Annotated in this window: 24 protein-coding genes and 1 pseudogene; 20 read left to right on the forward strand and 5 right to left on the reverse strand. The window is 30.1% G+C overall.

All coding sequences use genetic code 11. The features are described 5' to 3' along the window. The first annotated feature begins 7 nt into the window (after positions 1-7). Complete coding sequence (locus tag AT682_RS01965) at positions 8-844, forward strand: SPOR domain-containing protein (protein ID WP_002882162.1); 837 nt, start codon at positions 8-10, stop codon at positions 842-844. Then, positions 841-1,629 carry a shikimate dehydrogenase gene (aroE, locus tag AT682_RS01970; RefSeq protein ID WP_002858718.1) on the forward strand — a complete coding sequence of 263 codons (789 nt, stop codon included), beginning with the start codon at positions 841-843 and terminating at the stop codon, positions 1,627-1,629. The genes AT682_RS01965 and aroE overlap by 4 nt, the downstream gene beginning before the upstream one ends. A 74-nt stretch (positions 1,630-1,703) precedes the next feature. Here the strand turns inward: aroE and AT682_RS01975 are convergent, their stop codons facing one another. Then, on the reverse strand, positions 1,704-2,603 hold the full coding sequence (locus AT682_RS01975; protein WP_002882161.1) for a membrane lipoprotein lipid attachment site-containing protein: 900 nt from the start codon (positions 2,601-2,603) through the stop codon (positions 1,704-1,706). An 89-nt stretch (positions 2,604-2,692) separates the two neighbouring features. On the opposite strand from AT682_RS01975, the gene lgt reads away from it, so the two are divergent. The 10 genes and pseudogenes from lgt (at position 2,693) to AT682_RS10040 (ending at position 15,650) form a co-directional block, all read left to right on the forward strand. Continuing rightward, positions 2,693-3,508, forward strand: coding sequence for a prolipoprotein diacylglyceryl transferase (lgt, locus tag AT682_RS01980; RefSeq protein WP_002854600.1), 816 nt, complete (start codon positions 2,693-2,695; stop codon positions 3,506-3,508). A gap of 69 nt (positions 3,509-3,577) precedes the next feature. Then, a complete protein-coding gene (gene frdC / locus AT682_RS01985; protein ID WP_002883473.1) occupies positions 3,578-4,360 on the forward strand; it encodes a fumarate reductase cytochrome b subunit in 783 nt (260 codons plus the stop codon). After that, entirely contained in the window at positions 4,344-6,335 is a 1,992-nt protein-coding gene (gene frdA / locus AT682_RS01990) for a fumarate reductase flavoprotein subunit (protein WP_002861159.1), read from the forward strand. The genes frdC and frdA overlap by 17 nt, the downstream gene beginning before the upstream one ends. Then, positions 6,328-7,053: a fumarate reductase iron-sulfur subunit gene (frdB, locus tag AT682_RS01995; protein WP_002883472.1), complete on the forward strand. Its 726-nt coding sequence runs from the start codon at positions 6,328-6,330 to the stop codon at positions 7,051-7,053. The genes frdA and frdB overlap by 8 nt, the downstream gene beginning before the upstream one ends. A 27-nt stretch (positions 7,054-7,080) precedes the next feature. Next, a complete protein-coding gene (locus AT682_RS02000; RefSeq protein WP_002883471.1) occupies positions 7,081-9,267 on the forward strand; it encodes a dynamin family protein in 2,187 nt (728 codons plus the stop codon). After that, positions 9,257-11,086, forward strand: a complete 1,830-nt coding sequence (locus tag AT682_RS02005; RefSeq protein ID WP_002883470.1) for a dynamin family protein — start codon at positions 9,257-9,259, stop codon at positions 11,084-11,086. Before AT682_RS02000 ends, AT682_RS02005 begins: the two co-directional genes overlap by 11 nt. After that, positions 11,086-11,790 (forward strand): tetratricopeptide repeat protein, encoded by a 705-nt coding sequence (locus AT682_RS02010; protein WP_002860264.1) that lies wholly within the window; start codon positions 11,086-11,088, stop codon positions 11,788-11,790. The genes AT682_RS02005 and AT682_RS02010 overlap by 1 nt, the downstream gene beginning before the upstream one ends. A 135-nt stretch (positions 11,791-11,925) precedes the next feature. Beyond that, a complete protein-coding gene (locus AT682_RS02015; RefSeq protein WP_002855611.1) occupies positions 11,926-12,654 on the forward strand; it encodes a gluconate 2-dehydrogenase subunit 3 family protein in 729 nt (242 codons plus the stop codon). 1 nt (position 12,655) lies between these two features. Continuing rightward, on the forward strand, positions 12,656-14,377 hold the full coding sequence (locus AT682_RS02020) for a GMC family oxidoreductase (RefSeq protein WP_002883469.1): 1,722 nt from the start codon (positions 12,656-12,658) through the stop codon (positions 14,375-14,377). A gap of 86 nt (positions 14,378-14,463) precedes the next feature. Further along, a pseudogene (locus tag AT682_RS10040) lies at positions 14,464-15,650 on the forward strand (Cj0814 family flagellar-dependent secreted protein). 106 nt (positions 15,651-15,756) lie between these two features. Here the strand turns inward: AT682_RS10040 and AT682_RS02030 are convergent. Further along, positions 15,757-16,461, reverse strand: a complete 705-nt coding sequence (locus tag AT682_RS02030; RefSeq protein ID WP_002882509.1) for a putative metalloprotease CJM1_0395 family protein — start codon at positions 16,459-16,461, stop codon at positions 15,757-15,759. A 106-nt stretch (positions 16,462-16,567) separates the two neighbouring features. Between AT682_RS02030 and AT682_RS02035 the strand changes: the two genes are divergently transcribed. Together AT682_RS02035 and AT682_RS02040 are read left to right on the forward strand one after the other, a co-directional pair. Beyond that, entirely contained in the window at positions 16,568-16,930 is a 363-nt protein-coding gene (locus tag AT682_RS02035; protein WP_002882508.1) for an HIT family protein, read from the forward strand. 73 nt (positions 16,931-17,003) lie between these two features. Further along, complete coding sequence (locus AT682_RS02040) at positions 17,004-17,576, forward strand: YceI family protein (protein ID WP_002882507.1); 573 nt, start codon at positions 17,004-17,006, stop codon at positions 17,574-17,576. Between the two features lie 4 nt (positions 17,577-17,580). On the opposite strand, the gene AT682_RS02045 is transcribed toward AT682_RS02040, so the two are convergent. Both AT682_RS02045 and AT682_RS02050 read right to left on the reverse strand, forming a co-directional pair. Continuing rightward, the gene (locus tag AT682_RS02045) at positions 17,581-18,537 is read right to left on the reverse strand and encodes a nucleotidyl cyclase domain-containing protein (RefSeq protein ID WP_002780738.1); all 957 of its coding nucleotides are present in this window, start codon (positions 18,535-18,537) and stop codon (positions 17,581-17,583) included. Between the two features lie 61 nt (positions 18,538-18,598). Then, positions 18,599-18,808 carry a transcriptional regulator gene (locus tag AT682_RS02050; RefSeq protein WP_002778401.1) on the reverse strand — a complete coding sequence of 70 codons (210 nt, stop codon included), beginning with the start codon at positions 18,806-18,808 and terminating at the stop codon, positions 18,599-18,601. 166 nt (positions 18,809-18,974) lie between these two features. On the opposite strand from AT682_RS02050, the gene AT682_RS02055 reads away from it, so the two are divergent. The 6 genes from AT682_RS02055 to AT682_RS02080 all read left to right on the forward strand — a co-directional run bounded on the left by AT682_RS02055 (position 18,975) and on the right by AT682_RS02080 (position 22,830). Beyond that, positions 18,975-19,373: a hypothetical protein gene (locus AT682_RS02055; RefSeq protein ID WP_002780740.1), complete on the forward strand. Its 399-nt coding sequence runs from the start codon at positions 18,975-18,977 to the stop codon at positions 19,371-19,373. Between the two features lie 157 nt (positions 19,374-19,530). Beyond that, positions 19,531-19,884, forward strand: a complete 354-nt coding sequence (locus AT682_RS02060; RefSeq protein WP_025998298.1) for a hypothetical protein — start codon at positions 19,531-19,533, stop codon at positions 19,882-19,884. 49 nt (positions 19,885-19,933) lie between these two features. Then, on the forward strand, positions 19,934-20,401 hold the full coding sequence (locus AT682_RS02065; RefSeq protein ID WP_002780744.1) for a hypothetical protein: 468 nt from the start codon (positions 19,934-19,936) through the stop codon (positions 20,399-20,401). 78 nt (positions 20,402-20,479) lie between these two features. After that, positions 20,480-22,057, forward strand: coding sequence for an ABC-F family ATP-binding cassette domain-containing protein (locus AT682_RS02070; RefSeq protein ID WP_004306432.1), 1,578 nt, complete (start codon positions 20,480-20,482; stop codon positions 22,055-22,057). Next, entirely contained in the window at positions 22,047-22,382 is a 336-nt protein-coding gene (locus AT682_RS02075) for a hypothetical protein (RefSeq protein WP_079263863.1), read from the forward strand. The genes AT682_RS02070 and AT682_RS02075 overlap by 11 nt, the downstream gene beginning before the upstream one ends. A 76-nt stretch (positions 22,383-22,458) precedes the next feature. Beyond that, positions 22,459-22,830: a hypothetical protein gene (locus AT682_RS02080; protein WP_004306428.1), complete on the forward strand. Its 372-nt coding sequence runs from the start codon at positions 22,459-22,461 to the stop codon at positions 22,828-22,830. Positions 22,831-22,873: 43 nt separating this feature from the next. Here the strand turns inward: AT682_RS02080 and AT682_RS02085 are convergent, their stop codons facing one another. Further along, positions 22,874-23,458 carry an IMPACT family protein gene (locus AT682_RS02085; RefSeq protein ID WP_002881678.1) on the reverse strand — a complete coding sequence of 195 codons (585 nt, stop codon included), beginning with the start codon at positions 23,456-23,458 and terminating at the stop codon, positions 22,874-22,876. Positions 23,459-23,571 lie beyond the last annotated feature (113 nt).

A 23,571-nucleotide genomic window follows, 5' to 3' on the forward strand; every position in this document is an offset into this window, starting at 1 on the left:
ACAAATTATGGAAAATCAAAAAAATGAATTTGATGATATTATTTTAGAAAAAAGTAATAAAAGTGAAAAAGTAAAAAAAATTCTTTTACGAGTTATTGCTTTAGTTATTTTGTTTTTAGCTATCATGATAGTTATGAAGCTTATTAATGGTAGTGGTGATGAAAATACGCAAAATCAAAGTGTATTGCCAAGTGAACCTATAGCAACTCAAGACAATAACAATGATACTTCTTTTGAAAGTATGCCAATTACAGATAATACTTCAGCAGAAGATCAGTTTGAGGCATTAAGAAAACAATTTCAAGATGAACAAAATACAACTCAAAATACAACAACCTCTAGTTCAAATAACAATGATACTACAAATTTTGCTATGCCTGATCAAGAAGTTCCAGCAGAACCAACAGCAACTACTTCAGCAAATACCACTCCACAAGCAAGTACTCCCAAACAAGAAGTAAAACAAACTGCAAAACCTAAAGAAGAAGCAAAAAAACAAACAGCTGTAAAAAAAGAAAAAGAAAGTGCAAAACAAACCCCTAAAAAAGAACAAAATGCAAATGATTTATTTAAAAATGTTGATGCTAAACCTGTGCATCCAAGTGGTTTAGCATCGGGTATTTATGTGCAAATTTTCTCAGTAAGTAATTTGGATCAAAAATCAAAAGAACTTGCTTCTGTAAAGCAAAAAGGTTATGATTATAAACTTTATAAAACTACAGTTGGAGGTAAAGAAATTACCAAGGTTTTAATAGGACCATTTGAAAAGGCAGATATTGCAGCAGAACTTGCTAAAATCCGTAAGGATATTGCAAAAGATGCTTTTTCTTTTACTTTAAAATGAAATTTTTAGCAGTTATAGGCGATCCTATTTCTCACTCTAAATCGCCTAGAATGCATAATAATGCCATCAAAGCCTTAGGGCTTGATAGCATTTATACACGCTATCATTTAAGAAATGCTAACTGTTTAAGAGAAGATTTTTTTAAATTAGGACTTAGTGGAGCTAATATTACTTTGCCTTTTAAGGAAAAAGCTTTAGATATTGCTGATGTGAAGGATGATTTTGCTAGAAATATTGGCTCTGCAAATACTTTATGCTTAAAAGAAGATAAAATTTACGCTTATAATACTGATGCTTTAGGTTTTTTAGAAGCTATTAAGGATTTTGATAATATAAAAAAAGCTTTGATTTTGGGTGCTGGAGGTACAGCTTTGGCGCTTGCTTATGCATTAAAACAAAAAGGCGTAGAAGTGTATATAGCTAATCGTAGTAAAGAAAGATTTAAAGATTTTTTAGCTTATCCAACTTATCTTTATAAAAACTTGCAAGATTTTGACTTTGATTTGGTTATAAATTCAACTTCTGCTGGATTAAAAGATGAAAATTTACCTTGTGATAGAGAGCTTTTAGATAGAATTTTACCTAAAGCTAAATTTGCTTTTGAGGTAATTTATGGCAGAGAAACACCTTTTTATAGATTGTGTAAAGAGTATCATTTAAAAATTAAAGATGGACTTGATATGCTTTTATGGCAAGGAGTTTTTGCTTTTGAACTTTTTTTTGAAATACAAGATAAAAGAGAGATGATAAAAAATGCAATGCAACAGGCATTGATTTTAAAGTAGAATGATAGTTATTTTTCTTGTATAAGAAAATCTTATTTTTTGTGTGAGAAAGTTTAATTTTCCCACAAGTTTTATCATTCAAATATTTCTACCCCATCTTGATTTTTACTTTGATTATTTTGATTTGTTGAAGATGGATTTGTAGGAATATTTTTTGTAGGCGTGTTTTCAATTGTATTATTTTGATTAGAATTTGTTTGAGGTAAGCTTTCTTCAAAGGTAGCATCGCCATCAAAACTATTAAAACCACTGTTTGTATTAGGTATAGTTTTGCCTATGTCTGTTGCTTTTGGTAGATTGTTATAAAGTGTATTTAATGTATTTTTATAAAAAGCTAAAAAACTTTTATCAATTTCAAAAGCAGGTTGCTCTAAACCTTTATTGAGTTGAGTTGGTACGGTGGAGATAGTAGTTTTAAACATATTAACCCCATCATCATTTTTAATAGGATAGTTAAGCGCAACTAAAGAATCTAGTTTAGTGCTACTTGAAAGATTGGTTGAATTTTGTGGATTGTGTGCATCTATAAAATCTATTTTACCTTTAAAATTTATACCTAAATTGGATTTTACATAATCTCCACTCATAAAATTGCTTGTTTTTTGTGCATTTTTTTCTTCCGTATAAATACTGATTGAACTTTTAAGAGTGTAGTCTGGATTAGTAGTAACTATTTTATAGCCTTTTAGTTGAGCGATGGTTTTGATCTGCTCTTCTAAATTTTGTTTTAAAAGATCAATTTCTTTTTCTATGCGAATTTTAAGCACTGAATTTTCAAAATAATCAGAATAATTGTTATTTTGTTCTATATTAATAGGCTCAAGAGCAATGCTTACTCCAGAATCAATAGGTTCAACCTTTGTTGGAACTTGGGGTTTAAAATTTGGCATAGAAACATTGACAAAATTACTACTTGTGCCTCCACAAGCTGCTAAAATTAACATACTACTAGCAAGTAAAATATATTTTTTCATTTTTTACCTTTATTTAATGTGTTTGTGTTAATTATAGCAAGTTAAAGTTTTTTTGTTATATTTTTATAAAAGAAAATTAGGAAAGATATATGGAATTTTGGCAGCATATTTATTCAAATTTTAATGTTATAGCTTTTAGCATCTTTGGTTTAAAGGTGCATTGGTATGGCATTATGTATGTTATAGCTTTGCTTTTGGCTTTGCTTTTGGCTAAATTTTTTGTAAGAAAATTTCAACTAGACATTAATGAAAAACATTTGGATAGTTATTTTATATGGGTTGAAATAGGGGTTATTTTAGGTGCAAGACTTGGATATATTTTGATTTATGATGCAAATACTATGTATTATATTACTCATCCTTGGCAAATTTTTAATCCTTATATTAATGGTGAATTTGTAGGTATTCGAGGTATGAGTTATCATGGAGCAATTATAGGATTTTTGATAGCTACTTTATTGTTTTGTAAAAAATATAAAACAAATCCTTGGATTTTTCTTGATTTGGTTGCTTTAAGTGTTCCATTGGCTTATGTTTTTGGTCGCATAGGAAATTTTTTAAATCAAGAGCTTTTTGGTCGCATTACAAATGTGCCTTGGGGAATTTATGTTGATGGAGTATTGCGCCATCCATCGCAACTTTATGAAGCATTTTTAGAAGGTATTGTTGTTTTTATTATAGTTTATTTAGCAAGATTTAAGCAAAGTTTTCAAGGGGAATTGATTCTCGTGTATGCTGGTGCTTATTCATTGGCAAGATTTATATGTGAATTTTATCGCGAGCCTGATTTTGGTATAGGTTTTGTTTTATGGGGTATGAGTATGGGGCAAATTTTAAGTTTTATAATGTTTATAACAGCTTTGTTAGTTTATATTTGTATAAAGTTTAAAAAAGTAAATATTTAATCTATCTTAAAGACTTTTGTAATATAATGAAATGGATTTTTTTTAATTTCTTTTTACAAAGGAGTAAAGATGCGTGAGCTTATCGAAGGTTATTTGGGTAAGAGCATTGAGGGCAAAAAAAGTAAAATGCCTGCGAAATTAGACTTTATCCAAAGTGCCTCAGGGCTTTTTTTAGGTCTTTTTATGTGGGTGCATATGCTTTTTGTTTCTACAATTTTAGTCAGTGAGGATTTTTTTAATTCTGTGGTACATTTTTTAGAATTAAAATTTGTTTACGATAATCCTGTTATGAGTTATCTTACTTCATTTTTAGCCGCCTGTGTTTTAGTGGTTTTTTTCGTCCATGCTTTACTTGCAATGAGAAAATTTCCTATTAATTACCGTCAGTATCAAATACTAAGAACACACAGTAAAAAAATGAATCACAGCGATACTTCGTTATGGTGGGTTCAAGCTTTTACAGGTTTTATTATGTTTTTCTTAGGTTCTGCTCATCTTATTTTTATTGTAACCAATGCAGATAAAATCAGCGGCGATATGTCAGGAGATAGGGTTGTAAGTCATTTTATGTGGCTTTTTTATGCTGTTCTTTTAGTCTGTGTTGAACTTCATGGAAGTATAGGGCTTTATAGACTTTGTGTTAAATGGGGTTGGTTTGAAGGAAAAAATGTAAAAGAAAGTCGTAAAAAGCTTAAAACTGCTAAATGGATAATCAGTATTTTCTTCCTAGTTTTAGGTGTGTTAAGTCTTGTAGCATTTATAAAAATAGGTTATGAAAATTACCAAAATCAAACCCAAACTACTGCGATGATAAAAAACTACAATGGAGCAAATTATGAATATACAATATAGTGATGCTTTAGTAATAGGCGGAGGATTAGCAGGTCTTAGAGCGGCTATTGAAGTAGCAAAGAGTGGCCAAAGTGTAACACTTTTAAGTATTTGTCCAGTGAAGCGTTCTCACTCTGCAGCGGTGCAAGGAGGTATGCAGGCAAGTTTAGCAAATGGGGCGAAAGGTGAGGGTGATAATGAAGATCTTCACTTCGCAGATACAGTAAAAGGAAGTGATTGGGGCTGTGATCAAGAAGTAGCAAGAATGTTTGCTCAAACTGCACCAAAAGCAGTGCGTGAACTTGCGGCTTGGGGTGTGCCTTGGACTAGAGTTACTAAAGGTCCAAGAACTGTTGTAATCAATGCGCAAAAAACTGTGATTGAAGAAAAAGAAGAAGCGCATGGACTTATCAATGCAAGGGATTTTGGTGGAACAAAAAAATGGAGAACTTGTTATATTGCAGATGCAACAGGCCATTGTATGCTTTATGGTGTAGCAAATGAAGCCATTAAACATCAAGTAAAAATCATTGATAGAATGGAAGCAGTAAGAATTATCCACGATGGTAAAAAATGTTTAGGTGTGATTGCTAGAGATTTAACCAACGGACAATTAATCGCTTATATTGCGAGAGGAACTATGATAGCAACAGGGGGTTATGGTAGAATTTATAAACAAACTACAAATGCAGTAATTTGTGAAGGAACAGGTGCGGCTATCGCTCTTGAAACGGGACTTTGCAGACTTTCAAACATGGAAGCAGTGCAATTTCACCCAACTCCTATTGTGCCAAGCGGTATTTTGCTTACCGAAGGTTGTCGTGGTGATGGCGGAATTTTGCGTGATGTGGATGGATATCGTTTTATGCCTGATTATGAACCAGAGAAAAAAGAACTTGCAAGCCGTGATGTGGTAAGTCGTAGAATGATGGAGCATATTCGTAAAGGTAAAGGTGTAAAAAGTCCTTATGGAGATCATTTATGGCTTGATATTTCTATACTAGGTCGTGCGCATGTGGAAAAAAATCTTCGTGATGTGCAAGATATTTGTAAAACTTTTAATGGTATTGATCCGGCAGATGAAGGTCCAAAAGGTTGGGCGCCAGTTCTTCCAATGCAACATTATTCTATGGGTGGAATTAGAACTAAACCAACAGGTGAAAGTCAATGGTTAAACGGACTTTTTGCTTGTGGAGAAGCAGCTTGCTGGGATATGCATGGATTTAATCGTTTAGGTGGAAATTCATGTGCTGAAACTGTTGTAGCAGGCATGATAGTGGGAGATTATTTTGCAGATTATTGTAAAAATAATGGTGAAGTAATTGATACAAATGTAGTAAAAGACTTCTTAACTAAAGAGTATCAATATTTAAAATCTTTAGTAGATAAAGAAGGTAAATATAATGTTTTTGAAATCAAAAACAGAATGAAAGAAATCATGTGGGATAAGGTGGCCATCTTTAGAACAGGTGAAGGTTTGAAAGAAGCAGTAGATGAACTTGAAAAACTTTATAAAGATTCTCAAGACGTTAAAGTACATTGTAAAGAACTTGATTGTGCAAATCCAGAGCTTGAAGAAGCGTATAGAGTGCCAAGAATGTTAAAAATAGCACTTTGTGTAGCTTATGGAGCACTTTTAAGAACAGAAAGTCGTGGGGCGCATTATAGGGAAGATTATCCAAAAAGAGATGATTTAAATTGGATGAAAAGAACTAATACTTTTTGGGTAGAAGGCGAAACTTTGCCACGCATAGAATACGAAGAGCTTGATATTATGAAAATGGAAATTCCACCAGCATTCCGTGGATACGGTGCTAAAGGAAATATTATAGAAAATCCTTTAAGTGAAAAACGCCAAGCTGAAGTGGATGCTATCCGTGAAAAAATGGAAGCTGAAGGCAAAGGTCGTTATGAAATTCAAAACGCTTTAATGCCTTATGAATTGCAAGCTAAATATAAAGCACCAAACCAAAGAATAGGAGTTGATTATGAGTAGAAAATTGACAATAAAGGCATTTAAATACAATCCTTTAAGCAAAATTTCTAAACCACATTTTGTGACTTATGAGCTTGAAGAAACTCCTTTTATGACGGTTTTTGTATGTTTGACTTTGATCCGTGAAAAAATGGATGCAGATCTGAGTTTTGACTTTGTTTGTCGTGCAGGGATTTGCGGATCTTGTGCAATGATGATTAATGGAGTGCCAAAACTTGCTTGTAAAACTTTGACTAAAGATTATCTTGATGGAGTGATAGAGCTTATGCCTATGCCTGCATTTAGACATATTAAAGATTTAAGCGTGAATACAGGCGAGTGGTTTGAAGACATGTGTAAACGTGTTGAAAGCTGGGTGCATAATGAAAAAGAAACTGATATTTCTAAACTTGAAGAACGTATTGAGCCAGAAGTTGCGGATGAAACTTTTGAACTTGATCGTTGTATAGAGTGTGGAATTTGTGTAGCTTCTTGTGCAACTAAACTTATGCGCCCAAATTTCATAGCTGCTACAGGGCTTTTAAGAACAGCTAGATATTTACAAGATCCGCATGACCATAGAAGTGTGGAAGATTTTTATGAATTAGTAGGCGATGATGATGGTGTTTTTGGTTGTATGTCATTGCTTGCTTGTGAAGATAATTGCCCTAAAGAATTACCTTTACAAAGTAAAATCGCTTATATGAGAAGACAACTTGTCGCTCAAAGAAATAAATAAATCTTTCCCCTTTTTAAGGGGAAGATTATGAAAGAATTATTCCAAAAAGTTTGGCAAAATGAACTCCAATTTTTAAATTTTGATGCTAAATTTCAAGATAAAAGCAAACTTGATACGGCCGAGTGTGCGATTATTTTAAGTGTCAATAAAGACAATTATGAAAGATATTTTCTCTTAAAAGAATTTCAAGAGCTTTGCAAAAAAATTGATTTAAGAGTGGATATTTTTAGTATACAAAATGCTCAAATTTGTATTTTAAATCTTTTTAAATCAGGTTTTGTTCCAAAGCAAGATTTGCTTAAAGCTTTGAAAATTTTAGAAAAAATTTCAAAAAATACTGAAATATTTGATTTTATTTCACAAGAAAAAGTTCAAAGTATAGATCAAAAAGCTTTATTTCAAAATGATTTTAAAGAATTAAACGCCATTAATTTGGAGCTTCAAAAGCTAAGTTTTGATGAAAATTTAAAATCGAGACTTCAAAAAACTTTGGAAAAATTTCAAAATTTAGAGTTTAATATAGCCATCACTGGCGTGATGAATGCAGGAAAATCAAGCCTTTTAAATGCTCTTTTAAAAGAAGATTTTTTAGGGGTTTCAAACATACCTGAAACAGCTAATTTAACAGTATTAAGCTATGGTAAGAGTGAAGAAGCAAAGATATATTTTTGGGATAGAAAAGAATGGCAAAATATACTTGAAAGTTCGCACTTTAATGCAGATTTAAAAGAATTTATTGACAAGCTGGATAAGAGTGTAAATATAGAGGATTTTATCAAAGATAAACCTTTAATACAAAATATCGCACTTTGCGAGCTTAAAAATTTCAGTTCAGCTAAAAATAAAATTTCAGCTTTAATTAAAAAAATAGAAATTAAAAGTCATTTAGAATTTTTAAAAAATAATATTTCCATAGTTGATACTCCAGGGCTTGATGATGTTGTAGTTCAAAGAGAAATTGTTACAAATGAGTATCTTAAAGAAAGTGATTTTTTAATTCATTTAATGAATGCTTCTCAAAGTTTGACTCAAAAAGATGCAGACTTTTTGGTGCATTGTCTTTTAAACTCAAGGCTGAGTAAGTTTTTAATTGTTTTAACTAAAGTGGATTTGTTAAGCAAAAAGGATTTAGAAGAAGTCATTGTTTATACCAAGGAAAGCTTAAAATCAAGACTTGTGGATTTAGATGAAAATTTAGTGGAAAAGATTGATTTTTTATGTGTGAGCGCTAAAATGGCAAGTGATTTTTATAAAGGTTTAGCGTCCAAGGAAAGCTTGCAAAAAAGTGGTATGCAAGAATTTGAAAACTATCTTTTTAACGAGCTTTATGCAGGAGAAAAAAGTAAGATTGCCTTAAGAGCTTACAAAAAAGAATTACATTTAGAGCTTAAAAATATTCTAAGCGAATATGAAATGCAAAATCGTCTTATTAAGGAGAATAAACAAGGTGTAAGTGAAGAAAATCAAAAGCTTTTACTTGAACTTCAAAAGCAAAACACCTTATTAAAAGAAGCACAAGATGAAATTTCAAATTCCGTTGTAAAACTTAAAAATATAGATAGTGGCATAGATAATCTTGTTTTACTTTTGGCTAAAAAATTAAAAGAACGCTTGATAGATGAGTTTAAATATTTAAAAAATAATGCACAAAAGCTTAATCTTTCTCGTATTTTAAATATAGTTGATATTACCACAAAAGATGGGATTAATGATATTTTAAGGGAAATTAAATTTGAAAATATCAAAAAAATCGAGGAGCTTAAAACAAATTTATCTTTAAAATATGATTTTTTAAAAGATGATTTTGATAATGGTTTTGAAGGTTTTAAAGATGGAATTTCAAAAAATATAGATAGTATTTTTCAAAGCGAAAAATTTGCACTTTTAAGATTGAAAATTGAAAAATTAAGCAATCTAAAATCAGATTTATATGAGCTTGAAACGAATTTAGATACGGTTATTTTTGATACTTTTAAAGAATTTAAAATGAGCGAAATTTTAAACTCTTTAAATATCAATGGAGCATTTTTTGAGTTTTTAAATGATAAATTAAAACATTATGAAAAAAATCAAAAATCAAAATTAGAAAGTCTTGAAAAAGTTTTACAGAGTCTGAAAAATCAAGATGCTAATATTTTAAATTCTTTTGAAGAAAATTTAGAAAAAATTGAAAAATTAAAACAACTTGAAATGGGGCTTTTAAATGCAGATTAATCTTTTAAATGATTTTATAAAAGCCTATGAAAATACTTATAGTGTGAGCTTTGATGATAGTTTTAAAGGGCGTATTCAAGAGCTTTGCAAAGAACTTAACGAGCCTTTTATGCACGCAAGTTATGCTTTAGAAAATGAATTAAAAGAGCTTGTGTTTTCTTTAGATAAGAATGTTAATATCGCTATTATAGGGCAGTTTTCAAGTGGTAAATCAAGTTTGCTAAATTTGATCTTGAGGTGTGATTGTTTGCCTACGGGTGTTGTTCCTGTTACTTTTAAACCTACTTTTTTACGCTATGCAAAAGAATATTTTTTAAGAGTAGAATTTGAAGATGGAAGTGATATTATCACAAATATAGAAAAATTAGCCTTTTATACGGATCAAAGAAATGAAGTAAAACAAGCAAAAAGTTTGCATATTTTTGCACCCATTCCTTTACTTGAAAAAATCACTCTTGTAGATACTCCAGGTTTAAATGCAAATGAAAATGATACTTTAACAACTCTTGATGAGCTTAAAAATATTCATGGGGCGATTTGGTTAAGTTTGATTGATAATGCAGGCAAAAAAAGTGAAGAAGATGCTATAAAAGCAAATTTAGAACTTTTAGGAGAAAATAGCATTTGTGTATTAAATCAAAAAGATAAATTAAACACAGAAGAGCTAGATAATGTTTTAAATTATGCAAAAAGTGTATTTTTAAAATATTTTGATGAGCTTATTACCATTTCTTGCAAAGAAGCTAAAGATGAGCAAAGCTATGAAAAATCTAATTTTCAATCTTTACTTGATTTTTTAACTCAGCTAGATACAACAGCTTTAAAAGAAAAATTTGTTAAAAGAAAAATTTTAAATTTATGCGAAATTTTAGAAGATGAAAACCAACTTTTTGTAGGTATTTTTGATCGTTTATTAAATCAATTTCAAAGTTATGAAAAGCATTTACTTTTAGCGTATGAAAAATTTTTAAAAGAGATTGAAATTTTAAATCATCAGATTTTAGAACAGCTTAAAAGCATTAGCGAAAGAATTTCTAGTGAAATTTTTGCAAGTGTTAAGGAAAAAGATGCTTATTTTTACAAAGAAAGCAAAGGATTTTTAAAGAAAGATTTATACACAAGATATGATTATAAAGCGCCTTATATTTCAAGCGACGATGCTTTTTTGGCGATGTTTTATAATAGTGATGTGATGAGTAAAGAGTTTAAAAAAATCAAAAATGAACTTTATAAATCTTTTGAAGAAATCAAGATGAAATTAAAAGATTTTATAAACATACTTGAAAGAGAAATTTTGCTTTTTAAAGCAGAATTTTCAAACATACAAAAAGATCACATTTTCCAAAGTGATAAAAATTTTAGTGAATTAAGAGCTTTTTGCAATGCAAGCGATGAGTACTTTTTGAAAGATTTTAAAGAGCTTTTATTTAAAAGTATTTTAGAACTTGATTTATTTTTTGAAAAATTAAATCTTAAGGCTTTTACAAATTATGAAAATGCTACAAAACTAAGCCTTGCATTTTTTAGTCGTAAAATCAATGAAAGCCGTGTTCTTTATGAGCTTGATAGTTCTGAATTTGTACTTTTTTATCCTAAAAAAAGTGAAATTTATGAAAGAGTTTTAAATGAATTAAATGTTTATGAGTTTGAAGCTTTGCTTATTAATAAGCCTATTTTGACAAAAATTGCAAAAAATTTTTTAGAACAAAGTCAAATTTTAATCCAAGAAAAAAGTAAATTTTTAGATCTTAAAAAAGCAGAACTTCGAAAAAGAAGAGTACAGATTTTAAATGTTAGAGAAAGTATAAAGGAAGATTGATGAGAATATTTTTAGCTTTATTTTTATTTTTTAATTCATTACTTGCATTAAGTGAATTAGAAGAAGGTTTAAAACTTTATGAAGCAAATAAATTTGATAAAGCTTATGAAATTTTTAAAAGCCTTTGTGAAAAAGATATTTCTAAAGCTTGTTTTTCTTTAGCTTTTATGTACGAAAGTGCTAAGGGTATGAGTAAGGATTTAAATCAAGCTTATAAATTTTATGATAAAGCTTGCAAATTAGGTTTAGCAAGTGCGTGTTCTAATATGGCTTTGCTTTTGCAAAATCAAGGTTATAAAAATGAAGCTCTTTTGGCTTTTAATAAAGCTTGTACTTTAGGAGAATCGTTAAGTTGTAATAATATAGCTTTATTTTATGAAAAAGAAAAAGATGGACAAATGGCCTCAAGTTTTTATAAAAGATCTTGTGATTTAAAAAATGCAAGAGCTTGTTATCAATTAGGGTCTTTATATGATAAAGGAGAGCTTGTTAAAGCAAGTGTAAAATCTGCCCTTGCTTTTTATTCTAAATCTTGCACTTTAGGTTTTGGTGAGTCTTGTTATTTGTTAGGACGCTATAATCAACTAGAAAAACAAGATTTAACAAAGGCAAAAAGATATTTTGGTATGGCTTGTGATCAAAAACATCAAGAAGCTTGTGCAGCTTATAAAGAACTTAATTCTAAAGATATAGAGCTTTATTAAAAGTTCTATTTTCATTGCTTTCAAAGATATTCTTAAATAAAATTAAGAATAACACAAAATTTATCGCTTTTTAAAGTTAAATTTATATTAATAGGGCTAATATAGTCTTGTTTAAATTATTATCAAGGAGAAGTAATGCAAGACAATATTATTGATCGCAGAAGCTTTTTTAAACTAGGGCTTTTAGGTGGTTCTGTAGTAGCAGCTAGTACTATAGGTGGCGGTGCTGTTTTAAAGGCAGCAGAACTTACGCATTCGCATCAAGCTTCACAAGGAAAATCAAATAAAGTTAGAGGTAGAATGTTTTTTCAAACTCAAACTGAATTTGATACCTTAAGTGCAGCCTGTGAAAGAATTTATCCTAAAGATGAGCAAGGAGAAGGAGCTATAGGTTTAGGTGTGCCTTATTTTATCGATAATCAGCTAGCTAGTGCTTATGGTTATAATGATAGAGAATATATGCAAGGACCTTTCATTGAGGGTAAAGCTGAACAAGGCTATCAAACTCCTATGCAACGCAAAGATATTTTTTTAGAAGGTGTGCATGCTCTTGAAGAAAATGCTCAAAAGCGTTATAAAAAATCTTTTTCTCTGCTTAAAGGTGGAGATCAGGATAAAATTCTAAGCGATTTTGAAAAAGGAAAAATTCAAACTACGGGTTTTAAATCTTCTTATTTTTTCACTCTTTTAAGAGATATGACAGTAGCTGGAGTTTTAGCTGATCCAATTTATGGTGGAAATGATAATAAAAATGGTTGGAGAATGATGCAATATCCAGGCGCACAAATGAGCTATGTGGATAAAATTGCAAGTGATGAATTTTTTAACATTGAACCTATGAGTTTAGCAGATATGGAGAGTTAAAATGGCTGAAGTATTAAAAAAAGTAGATGTGGTAACAGTTGGAGCAGGATGGACTGGAGGTATAGTGGCTGCAGAGCTTACTAAAGCAGGTTTGAATGTACTTAGTTTAGAACGCGGACATATGCAAAGTACTGAAAATTTTAATTTTATCCATGATGAGTGGAGATACGGGATTAATTATGGTTTGATGCAAGATTGCTCGAAAGACACTGTGACTTTTCGCCATGATCCTAGCGGTTTAGCCTTACCTTATCGTAAAATGGGTTCGTTTTTATTGGGTAATAATGTTGGCGGTGCAGGGGTGCATTGGAATGGTTGGACTTTTAGGTTTATGCCTTATGACTTTGAAATTCAAACCCTAAGCAAACAAAGATATGGTAATAAATTAGGTAATGATTATACCTTGCAAGATTGGGGTGTGACTTATAAGGATATGGAGCCTTATTATGATAGATTTGAAAAAACCTGTGGGGTATCAGGTGAGCCAAATCCTTTAGCGGAAAAAATGGGAGCTTTTAGATCCAGTCCTTATCCACAAGAACCTCTTGAAAATACTAAAATGCTTAAACGATTTGAAAGTGCAGCAAAAAGTTCAAATTTACACACTTATCGTTTGCCAGCTTCAAATTCTAAAGGTGGCTATACAAACCCTGATGGTCAAGATTTAGCTCCTTGTCAATACTGTGCGTATTGTGAGCGTTTTGGTTGTGAGTATGGCGCAAAAGCAAGTCCTTTAAACACAGTAATTCCAAAGGCTATGAGCACAGGTAAATACACTATACGCACTTATAGCAATGTAACGCAAATTCTTAAAAAAGACGGAAAAGTAACGGGGGTAAAATTTGTCGATACTAGAACGATGAAAGAGTATATTCAACCTGCTGATATAGTTGTGCTTACAAGTTATATGTTTAACAATGCTAAGCTTTTAATGGTAAGCAACATAGGTGAGCAATACGATCCAAAAACAGGTAAAGGAACTTTAGGTAGAAATTATTGTTATCAAATGAACATGGGTACAACAGCTTTCTTTGATGAGCAATTTAACACCTTCATGGGTTCAGGTGCTTTAGGAACTACGAGTGATGATTTTAACGGAGATAATTTTGATCATTCTAAGGAAAAATTCCTTCATGGAGCTATGATTTATAGCGTTCAGCTTGGAACTCGCCCTATGCAATCAGCCCCACTTCCAGCAGGAGCTCCAACTTGGGGTGCTGAATTTAAAAAAGCATTAAACTATAATTTCACAAGAGCTATTACCGTAGCAGGACAAGGTGCTTCTTTGCCTCATAAGAATAATTATTTAAGTCTTGATCCAACTTATAAAGATGCTTTTGGTATGCCACTTTTACGCTTAACTTATAATTTCACCGATCAAGATAGAGCTTTGCATAAATTTATTACAGATAAAACAGCTGAAGTAGCAAAAAGAATGCAAGGAGTAAAATCAATCAAAAAAGGTGCTTATCTTAAGGATTATAGCGTTGTGCCTTATCAATCTACTCATAACACAGGTGGAACAACAATGGGTGCAGATAGAGAAACTAGTGTGGTTAATACTTATTTACAACACTGGGATGCGGATAATCTTTTTGTTGTAGGAGCAGGAAATTTCCAACACAATAGTGGATATAATCCAACTGATACTGTGGGAGCTTTGGCTTATCGCTGTGCTGAAGGTATTTTAAAATATCATAAAAGTGGAAAAAGCTTAGCTTGATAATAACTTGAGAGTTTTTGAAAACTCTCAAGATTATAAATTTTAATTTTCTTCCGATATAGTATATAATATCAAGGAAGGCAAAAATGATTAATGGTATAAATTCTTATTCAAACTACAATTACACAAATAATACCTCAAATACAAAATCATCTAATGTCATAGCAAATAATAACCTTGTAAGTGATAAATCACAAGCGGTAGATAAAATTTTAGGCTATGGCGTAGATAAAGAGGGCTTTTTTACAAGTGATTTCAACGAAGCAGCAGGTTTGCCAAAAGATTATAAGATTTATGCAGATGGTTTAAATAATTTTGTAAATAACTTTATTAAAAGACAACCTTTTTACTCTCAAATATTGCTAAAACAATAGGAAATGCTTATAACTCTTTTTCTTCTTTTGTTAAAGATAAGGGATTAGGAGAAAGCTTTCAAGAACAGGATTTAAAAAATCTATCCCAAAAAGATGGGGTAAATTATTGGCAAGAATTACAAAGCGATAATGCTTTCATTTGGAAGCTTACTGATGAAAATATAGCAGATTTGGGTTCTAACAAATATCAAATACATGATAACAAAATATCTAAAGGTGGTGCTTTAATTGCGTTTTTTATAAATAATCTTAACACAATTAAAGGACAAACAACCTTATTGGGCAAATTAGCTGGACTTAATAGCGATACGGACAACAATGAAATAAAAGAATTTTTGTCCTTTATGAATAAAAATCCTTTAAAATACTCCTACGAGCAAGATGGCTGGGGCAATCCTATGGGAGATAGTTTATCAATATGGAATTATATAAATAGAGCCAAAAATTTAGGAGATGATAAACTAATAAAAACTATTAAGAATTTAGGAGATGAATACAATAAGCTTATTAATTCTAATATGAGCCTAGAAGAATTTAAAACCAAATATCTTGATTTTAAACAAAGACACGATGAGTTTGTAAAATCACTAGAAGAAGCAGAAAAGGCAAAAGGTGTAGATTATAGCAATCCTTTAAAAAATATAAATAGCAAAGAAACTTCAGAAGAAGGCAAAGAAAAGCCTTTTAAACCTATACAAGCAGAAAGTAAAAACAAAGAAACTTACAAAGATGATAATATAAGAAACGAACTTGTAAAAAAACTATTAGAAGGTAAATTTAGCACTAGTAAAGAATTAGAAATTCTTTTTGGTGTGAAATTTAGTGATGATGATGCAGGAGAATTTAATAAAATTCTTTCTTTAAATTCTGCACCAAAAAGTATAGATATTAAAGCTTGAAAATGCAAAAATTTAAATTATAAAAAGGATAAAAAATGTTAAATATTTTACATGCGAATTCAAGTCATCGTTTCCATAAGGAAATTTTTTATTTAAATTAAGAATTTTAAGATGCGATATTGAATTTAATGTCGTTATTTTGTGAGTTTTGTTGATAAGTTCTAGCAACAAAATTTTTAAAGTCTTTATCAAAATTTGAATTTTTATCGTTGTTTTTTGAATCTTTATCTGTTTTTTCTAAGCTATTTTCTGAATTTTTGTCATCTTTTTCTTTATTTTCTTCTTCTTTTTCTTTGGCTTCTTCGGCTTTAAGCTTCATTGCTTCAGCTCTTGCTTCAAATTCCATTTTTGCAGCATTTGCTGCAACTTTATAGTCTTGTGGGCTAGGATCAGCAGGAGCCATAGCTGCTGCTGCGATTTGTCTTGCATTGGCTATAGTTTCTTCTGGTGTGTTTCCTTTTTGCATGCTGATAGGAACTTCGCCCGCTGTAGCATACATTTGATTATCAGGGCCTCTTGTATAAGTAAAACTTGCAGCACCTGCTAAGCCGCCGCCCGCTGCTTGATGTGCAGCTTCATGAGCCTTTACATTTCTATCGATACTTTGGAGTTCGCGAACTTGAGCTACTTCTTTTTGGCTTAGCTCTACGCCATTAACTATTTGGGTTTGTTCGCCATTTTTTTCTTTATCATCTTTATTTTCGCTAAGATTTTTTTCATCTTTTTGAGTGGAATCAGATTGATTTGTTTTATCAAAAGAAGGTTTGCTAGAGTAGTAATCATAAGAGTTATAACTTGAACTAATTTGCATTTATCCTCCTTTTTGTTTTTTAAATTTTAGGAATTTTAACGCATTTTGACTTAAAAATTTGATAAATTTTGTAAAATAATCATAAATACAATTTCAAAGGAATGTAATGATTTATGAAAATGATTTGATTTATATAGATAAAGAGGAGGCTCAAGTGCCTTGGCTTAAAATTTTTACTAAAGAAATTTATAAAGAATTTAGCGATTGTCCTTTAGAGTTGCAAAAGGAACTTTTTGAAAAAATTTTACTTTGTGAAAAGGCTATGATAGAATTTTACAAACCTGAAAAAATCAATATCGCCTCTTTTGCAAATTATGTGCCAAGGGTGCATTTTCATGTTATGGCAAGATTTAAAGAAGATGCGTTTTTTCCAGAGTGTATGTGGGGGAAACAGCAAAGGGAAGTAATAAAGCTTGATTTGCCTAAATTTGAAGAATTTGTAAAATTTTTAAATAGTAAAATTTTTTAATTTTTATTAATGATTTGTTATGTTTTATCTAATAAAATTTTTATATTGAAAATTACTATAAAAAAGGAAAAAAATGAAAAAAGTTTTATTAAGTTCATTGGTTGCGGTGTCTTTGTTAAGCACAGGTTTGTTTGCTAAAGAATATACTTTAGATAAAGCACATACAGATGTAGGTTTTAAAATCAAACATTTACAAATTAGCAATATAAAAGGAAATTTCAAAGATTATTCTGCGGTGATTGATTTTGATCCTGCGAGTGCTGAATTTAAAAAGCTTGATGCAACTGTAAAAATCGCATCTGTAAATACAGAAAATCAAACAAGAGATAATCACTTACAACAAGATGATTTTTTCAAAGCAAAAAAATATCCTGATATGACTTTTACAATGAAAAAATATGAAAAAATCGATAATGAAAAAGGCAAAATGACAGGAACTTTAACTATAGCTGGAGTTTCTAAAGATATCGTTTTAGATACTGAAATCGGCGGTGTAGCTAAAGGCAAAGATGGAAAAGAAAAAATAGGCTTTTCTTTAAATGGAAAAATCAAACGCTCTGATTTTAAATTTGCAGCAAGTACTTCAACTATTACTTTAAGTGATGATATTAATTTAAATATCGAAGTTGAAGCAAACGAAAAATAATTTTTTAGTCTAAGAGTCTTGCTCTTAGACTTTGTAAATTTTTATCCAAATTTTCTTCACTTTCTTGCCAAATCAATTTAAAATCTGGTTTAAAATTTTCATTTTCTAAATTAAATTCTGTGTTTTTCAAGGTGGATTCTAAAAAAGCAAGATGATTTAAAGCTTGATTTTTATCATTAAAAATTAAAATAAAATCATTGTCTACGATGAAAATTTTTGCTCTAAAGCGTTTTAAAATTTTTGCAATTTGTTTTAAGATGAGTTTGGCATAGCTTTCTTTAGTATCTTTTAGTTCATTAAAATGAAGCAAGGCAATGATATAGTTGTTTTTTCCCTTTGTAAAGCGTGTAAGGCTTTTTTCATTAGGTAGTTTTGTTAAGGTGTCAAAAAAAGCCAATCTATAAGCGTGATTTAAAAGATAAAAACAAAAAACTAAACTTGCAAATTCAAAATACCTTATTCCTGCTCCTTCTTGAAATAAAAACTGAAAATATGCAGCAAAAAATGCGATAATAAGATAATATTCTTTAGTTTTAAAGGTTTTGATAAAAACAAGCATTAATCCGACTAAAAAAAATAAAAATCCTAATTCACTCACAGGCTTAAAAAAATTTAATGTAATAAAATGGAATTCTAAACCAGCGCTATTAAAAGTAGTATTTCTAGGTAAAATGATACTTAAAATACCTATAAAAATAAGGGTTGTAATTGAAGCGATATTTTTTTTATTTAAAATTAAAATATGATGTTTTCCAAGGCAAAATAAGGTAAAAACCATAGGTAAAAACAAAGCTACAAATAAATTAGCTTGAAAAAAACTTGTATAAAAATAAGGCAACTTAGCTCCTAATAGCACTGAAGTCAAAAAGAAAATTCTTGAATTTTTAAAGTAAAAGGATAATACAAGTGCTGAAATTTCAAAAATAAAACTCAATGATATTAAAAAATCTAACAAAAACATTTCAAATCCTTGATTTTAATAAATAGTGATAATTGTATAGAAAAAAGCTTAAAAGTGGATTTTATTTAAATTTAGCAATCTCATCTTGTATAGTTTGTTCTATATGAAGCAATTCTTCATGAGTTTTTTTGCTATTTTCTAAAAGTTCATCAAATTTAAAGCCAAGCATAACAATACGATATAAATTGGGTTTATATTTTCTCCAATTATATAAAGTGCTAACATCAATGTCTAGTTCGTATGCCATATCACGCTTGCTCTTTTTTGTCATTTTTTACCTTAAAAATTTAGCCTTTAAAAAATTTTACATTAAAATTTCTTTATTAAAAACACTTGAAATATTCAATCTTTTATATAAAATATATTTAATATTTCAATATTAATTAAGTTATAGTATGGAATAATTCGAGATATTTTTTAATTTTCAAGAAGTAGTTATGGATTTCAATTCGGTTCTTTTCAGCATTGGCGATAAATTGCCAAAAGATGCAACATCTACCGTGATGCTAAAAGAGAAATTTGATCGCTTAAATGAGGATAAACAAAAAGAAGTAGTAGCACAGCTTTCAATGATAAAGCTAAAAAGTCCCGCTCTAGTATTTTGGGTAGGGATTTTTTTATTTGGTGCTTTTGGAGTGGGTCGTTTTATGATAGGAGATTGGGTTTTAGGGCTTATACGCTTGGGAATTACAATTGTAGCTATGTTTTGCAGTATTTTAATGATTACATATAGTGCTTTAGGGATAATATATGGTTTGTTGTGGCTTGTTAATTGGATTTGGTGGATTGTAGATATGTTTTTAGTAAATTTTGTTTTTGTGGCAAGTGAGGTTTAGAATTCTTAAGCAATAAAGAAAATTGCTTTTAAATATTTTATCTGCTGCTCCAAATATTGCACAGGTTTTTTTAGAGATTACAAGTAATAATGGTGAACTTGGTACAGATGAAGAGAAACTAAAATATTATTTAGGTGAACAAAAAAGGAGGAAATTAATGAAATGTTTTAATGCGAAATTTATGTTTGTTGGAATTTTGGCAGTATTTTTGAGTGCTTGTAGTAGCGGTATTCCAAAATGTAGTGATCAAGATGTACAAAATGTTTTAACTGAGATTATTTTAGAACACAATTTTGGTAGATTTTCTGAGGTTGATCGTAAAAAGTTGAAATTTACTTATAGCGGTTTTATGAGCGATTTAACCGATAAGGAAAGTAAAATACAGTATTGTAAAGCTCAAGTAAAAGCAAATGGAAGCATTGATTCTCGCCCTTACAAATGGGATGCTTGGATCGAGTATTTTGCTAGATATACTGATGATGGTATGGTATATGTAGAAATTACCAGATAACTTTTTAAGGCAAAAATGCCTTAAAAAGTTAATTTTGAGGAGACTGGATATGGACTATAATGTTTTTCTTTTAAATATACAAGATAAAATAAATCAAGAAGATTTTTTCAATTTAAAGCTTAAGTTTGAACAATTACAAAATAAAAAAGAAGCTTTATCAAATTTGGTATTTTTAAGACTTCAAGATCCTATAAAACCTCTAATTATGAGTATGATATGTGGTTTTTTAAGTTTAGGTTGGTTGGCAATCGATAGATTTATGATAAAAGACTATGCATTAGGAATATTGCGTATAATATTATCTTTATTTCCTTGTGTGTTATTTTTGATACTAGGAATTAGCTATGAAAATGATTCTAACTTAGATATTTCTGAAATTTTTTTCGGGTTGTTTGGAATTTTTCTATTATTGGCCATTATTTGGTGGGGAGTAGATTTATTTTTAGTCTATAAAAAAATTAAAAAACAAAATTATAATAAAATTATAGAATTTATTTTTAACTATCAAAAAATTTAATTTTAAAATTAAAAATTCAAGTCTTTTTTTGATACAATTTCTTAAAAATTTTTATAAGTAAAAAATTTAAGGAAAATCATGGTTGAAGTAAAAAATCTTACTATGCGTTTTGCAAATCAGCTTTTATTTGAAAATGTGAATTTAAAGCTTGTTCGAGGACAAAGATATGGACTTATCGGTGCTAATGGTGCAGGAAAATCGACTTTTTTAAAAATTCTTTCAGGAGAAATTGAGTCAAGTAGTGGTGAAATAGTATTTGATGAAGGTTTAAAAATCGCAGTTTTAGGACAAGATCAATTTGCTTTTGAAAACTACACCATCAAAGATGCGGTGATGTGTGCAAATAAGCGTTTGTATGAGGCTTTAAAAGAAAAAGAAAAGCTTTATATGAGCGAGGAATTTACAGATGAGATCAATGAGCGTTTAGGTGAGCTTGAGATAATAACGGCCGAAGAAGATCCAAATTATGATTGTGAAACGCGTTGTGAAAAAATTTTAAGTTCTTTAAAGATTAAAGATTTTGATGCTTTGATGAGCACCTTGCAAAGTGCGGATAAATTTAAAGTCTTACTAGCTCAAGTGTTGTTTTTGGGTGCGGATGTGCTTTTTTTAGATGAGCCTACAAATAACCTTGATTTAGAGGCGATTTCTTGGCTTGAAAATGAACTTTTAAGACATGAAGGAACTTTGGTTGTCATCTCTCATGATAGGCATTTTTTAAATAAAATTTGCACAAGAATTTTGGATGTGGATTTTAAACAAATTCGTGATTTTGCGGGAAATTACGATGATTGGTATATGGCTTCAACGCTTTTGGCAAAACAAGCTGAGCTTAAACGCGATAAAACCTTGAAAGAAAGAGAAGAATTAGAAAATTTTATTCGCCGTTTTAGTGCAAATGCTTCTAAGGCAAAACAAGCCACAAGCCGTGCTAAGGCACTTGAAAAACTAGAACTTGAAGAGATTAAAATTTCAAGCCGTAGAGACCCTAGTATAGTGTTTAGAACCAATCGTGAAATAGGTAATGAAGTTTTAGAATTTAAAGGTATAGGCAAGGCTTATGATAAACAACTATTTTCAAACTTGGAGTTAAAAATAGAAAAAAATGATAAAATCGCTTTGATTGGGGCAAATGGTGTGGGCAAAAGTACTTTGGCAAAAATCATCGCTCATGCTATAAGTCCAGATAGTGGATCTATGCACCTTGGGGCAACTATAGAGCTTGGATATTTTCCTCAAGATACAAGTAATTTAATTTGTGAAAATTTGAAACTTTACGAATGGCTTATGAGTGAAAAATTTAAAGATCTAGATGAAATCCGCAAGTGTTTAGGTAGAATGCTTTTTAGTGGCAGCGATCAAGAAAAAATGGCAGCAAGTTTAAGTGGGGGTGAAAAACATCGTTTAATGCTTTCTCGTTTAATGCTAGAGCGTCCGAATTTCTTGCTTTTAGACGAACCTGATAACCATTTAGATCTTGAAAGTATTATTGCATTGGGTGAAGCTTTGTATAATTTCAAAGGTGTAGTGCTTTGTATCAGCCACGACAGGGAGTTAGTTTCTGCTTTTGCTAATAGAATTTGGCATTTAGAAAATGCTAAGCTTACGGATTTTCGTGGAACTTATCAAGAATTTTTAGGAGAAAATGATGGCTAAATTTAGAATTCAATACAGCGCAGGTTTTGGGCACTATACGCAAAATCACAAGGGTTTTGGGCCTACGATTTATATAGAAGAAGTCGTAGAGTTTGATAATGGCAAGGATTATTTTGATTATATAGATTTTTATAAAACTTATTCAAAGAGCGATGATACTTATTTTCATATCAGTTTTTTAGAAGATAGACCTCTAAGCGATAAAGAGATCACGATTCGCAATGAATACCGCAAAATGCGTGATGAAAACTGTAAAAAAGCCAAGGAAGAATTTATAACCAATAATGAGCTTGATGTGGAGCATTTGCCTACTCATCATGATTGAAAAACATTAATTTTTACATAAAAAAAGGAATACTTTTTGCTTGTATAGTTTTTGCATATTTTGAAAGGAGAAAACTATGCAGGTAAATTATAGAACGATCAGCTCGTATGAATACGATGCTATTAGTGGTCAGTATAAACAGGTTGAAGATTATTCTTCATCTGGAAATTCTGATTTTATGGATATATTAAATAAGGCGGATGAGAAGTCAAGCGGAGATGCTTTAAATTCTAGCAATAGTTTTCAAAGCAATGTGCAAAACTCAAATTCAAATTTAAGTAATTATGCTCAAATGTCAAATGTTTACGCTTATCGTTTTAGACAAAATGAAGGCGAGTTGTCTATGAGAGCTCAAAGTGCTAGCGTTCACAATAATCTTGCACAACAAGGTGCAAATGAACAAAGTAAGAATAATACTTTGTTAAATGATTTATTGAACGCAATTTAATCAAAAGCTCCATTTTGGAGCTTTTGTATTTACTTGCAAGAATTTATAATTTCTCTATTTCAAAAGGTGCAAAATTTTTACAAAAAATTTCAAATTCTTGCTCCTCTTTTTCATTTAATTTGATATGTAATATAGCTTTGCAATCCTTAAAATCTTTTGTGAAATTAAAAGAATAAGTTTTTAAAAAATGTTCAAAACGATTTAAATTTTTTAAATCAATAGCAATGGTTATATTTTTTTTCAATTCAAATGAAAGTAAAGAAGAATTATTGATCACGGCATTTGCCGCATCACTATAGGCTCTTACAAGTCCCCCTGTACCAAGTTTTATACCGCCAAAATATCTTACAGTGATTAAAGCCGCATTGATAAGATCATAGCCCCTTAGAACATTTAAAGTTGGCATTCCAGAAGTTCCTTTAGGCTCTCCATCATCGCTTTTATCTTCTACAATTTGATTAAAATCATTTAAAACACGATAAGCATAGACAAAATGAACAGCTTTTGGATGTTCTTTTTTTAGCGTTTCTATTAAAAATTTAAAATCTTTAAAAGGGCAAAGAAAAGATAAGAAAATAGATTTTTTAATATCGATTTGTGTTTGAAAAATTTGATCAATAGTTTGCATTTTTGCCTTTTTTGTTTAAAATTATACTTATAAAAACTAAAATCAATTTGATGTTAATTTTTAAGATATTTGATATTTATATGATTTGCATTGATATTTTAAGTTTAATTTTG

Origin of the sequence: Campylobacter jejuni, assembly GCF_001457695.1 — a bacterium.
Taxonomy (GTDB): domain Bacteria; phylum Campylobacterota; class Campylobacteria; order Campylobacterales; family Campylobacteraceae; genus Campylobacter_D; species Campylobacter_D jejuni.

Excerpts from the sequence above, each read along its gene's own strand:
- AT682_RS02070 (WP_004306432.1), top strand. The coding sequence starts at position 20,480 with ATGGTTGAAGTAAAAAATCTTACTATGCGTTTTGCAAATCAGCTTTTA.
- AT682_RS02085 (WP_002881678.1), bottom strand. The coding sequence starts at position 23,458 with ATGCAAACTATTGATCAAATTTTTCAAACACAAATCGATATTAAAAAA.
- aroE (WP_002858718.1), top strand. The coding sequence starts at position 841 with ATGAAATTTTTAGCAGTTATAGGCGATCCTATTTCTCACTCTAAATCG.
- frdC (WP_002883473.1), top strand. The coding sequence starts at position 3,578 with ATGCGTGAGCTTATCGAAGGTTATTTGGGTAAGAGCATTGAGGGCAAA.
- AT682_RS02065 (WP_002780744.1), top strand. The coding sequence starts at position 19,934 with ATGGACTATAATGTTTTTCTTTTAAATATACAAGATAAAATAAATCAA.
- AT682_RS02050 (WP_002778401.1), bottom strand. The coding sequence starts at position 18,808 with ATGACAAAAAAGAGCAAGCGTGATATGGCATACGAACTAGACATTGAT.
- AT682_RS02075 (WP_079263863.1), top strand. The coding sequence starts at position 22,047 with ATGATGGCTAAATTTAGAATTCAATACAGCGCAGGTTTTGGGCACTAT.
- AT682_RS02000 (WP_002883471.1), top strand. The coding sequence starts at position 7,081 with ATGAAAGAATTATTCCAAAAAGTTTGGCAAAATGAACTCCAATTTTTA.
- AT682_RS02040 (WP_002882507.1), top strand. The coding sequence starts at position 17,004 with ATGAAAAAAGTTTTATTAAGTTCATTGGTTGCGGTGTCTTTGTTAAGC.
- AT682_RS02060 (WP_025998298.1), top strand. The coding sequence starts at position 19,531 with ATGAAATGTTTTAATGCGAAATTTATGTTTGTTGGAATTTTGGCAGTA.
- AT682_RS02030 (WP_002882509.1), bottom strand. The coding sequence starts at position 16,461 with ATGCAAATTAGTTCAAGTTATAACTCTTATGATTACTACTCTAGCAAA.
- AT682_RS02045 (WP_002780738.1), bottom strand. The coding sequence starts at position 18,537 with ATGTTTTTGTTAGATTTTTTAATATCATTGAGTTTTATTTTTGAAATT.
- lgt (WP_002854600.1), top strand. The coding sequence starts at position 2,693 with ATGGAATTTTGGCAGCATATTTATTCAAATTTTAATGTTATAGCTTTT.
- AT682_RS02015 (WP_002855611.1), top strand. The coding sequence starts at position 11,926 with ATGCAAGACAATATTATTGATCGCAGAAGCTTTTTTAAACTAGGGCTT.
- AT682_RS02020 (WP_002883469.1), top strand. The coding sequence starts at position 12,656 with ATGGCTGAAGTATTAAAAAAAGTAGATGTGGTAACAGTTGGAGCAGGA.
- frdA (WP_002861159.1), top strand. The coding sequence starts at position 4,344 with ATGAATATACAATATAGTGATGCTTTAGTAATAGGCGGAGGATTAGCA.
- AT682_RS01975 (WP_002882161.1), bottom strand. The coding sequence starts at position 2,603 with ATGAAAAAATATATTTTACTTGCTAGTAGTATGTTAATTTTAGCAGCT.
- AT682_RS02080 (WP_004306428.1), top strand. The coding sequence starts at position 22,459 with ATGCAGGTAAATTATAGAACGATCAGCTCGTATGAATACGATGCTATT.
- AT682_RS02035 (WP_002882508.1), top strand. The coding sequence starts at position 16,568 with ATGATTTATGAAAATGATTTGATTTATATAGATAAAGAGGAGGCTCAA.
- AT682_RS01965 (WP_002882162.1), top strand. The coding sequence starts at position 8 with ATGGAAAATCAAAAAAATGAATTTGATGATATTATTTTAGAAAAAAGT.
- AT682_RS02010 (WP_002860264.1), top strand. The coding sequence starts at position 11,086 with ATGAGAATATTTTTAGCTTTATTTTTATTTTTTAATTCATTACTTGCA.
- frdB (WP_002883472.1), top strand. The coding sequence starts at position 6,328 with ATGAGTAGAAAATTGACAATAAAGGCATTTAAATACAATCCTTTAAGC.
- AT682_RS02005 (WP_002883470.1), top strand. The coding sequence starts at position 9,257 with ATGCAGATTAATCTTTTAAATGATTTTATAAAAGCCTATGAAAATACT.
- AT682_RS02055 (WP_002780740.1), top strand. The coding sequence starts at position 18,975 with ATGGATTTCAATTCGGTTCTTTTCAGCATTGGCGATAAATTGCCAAAA.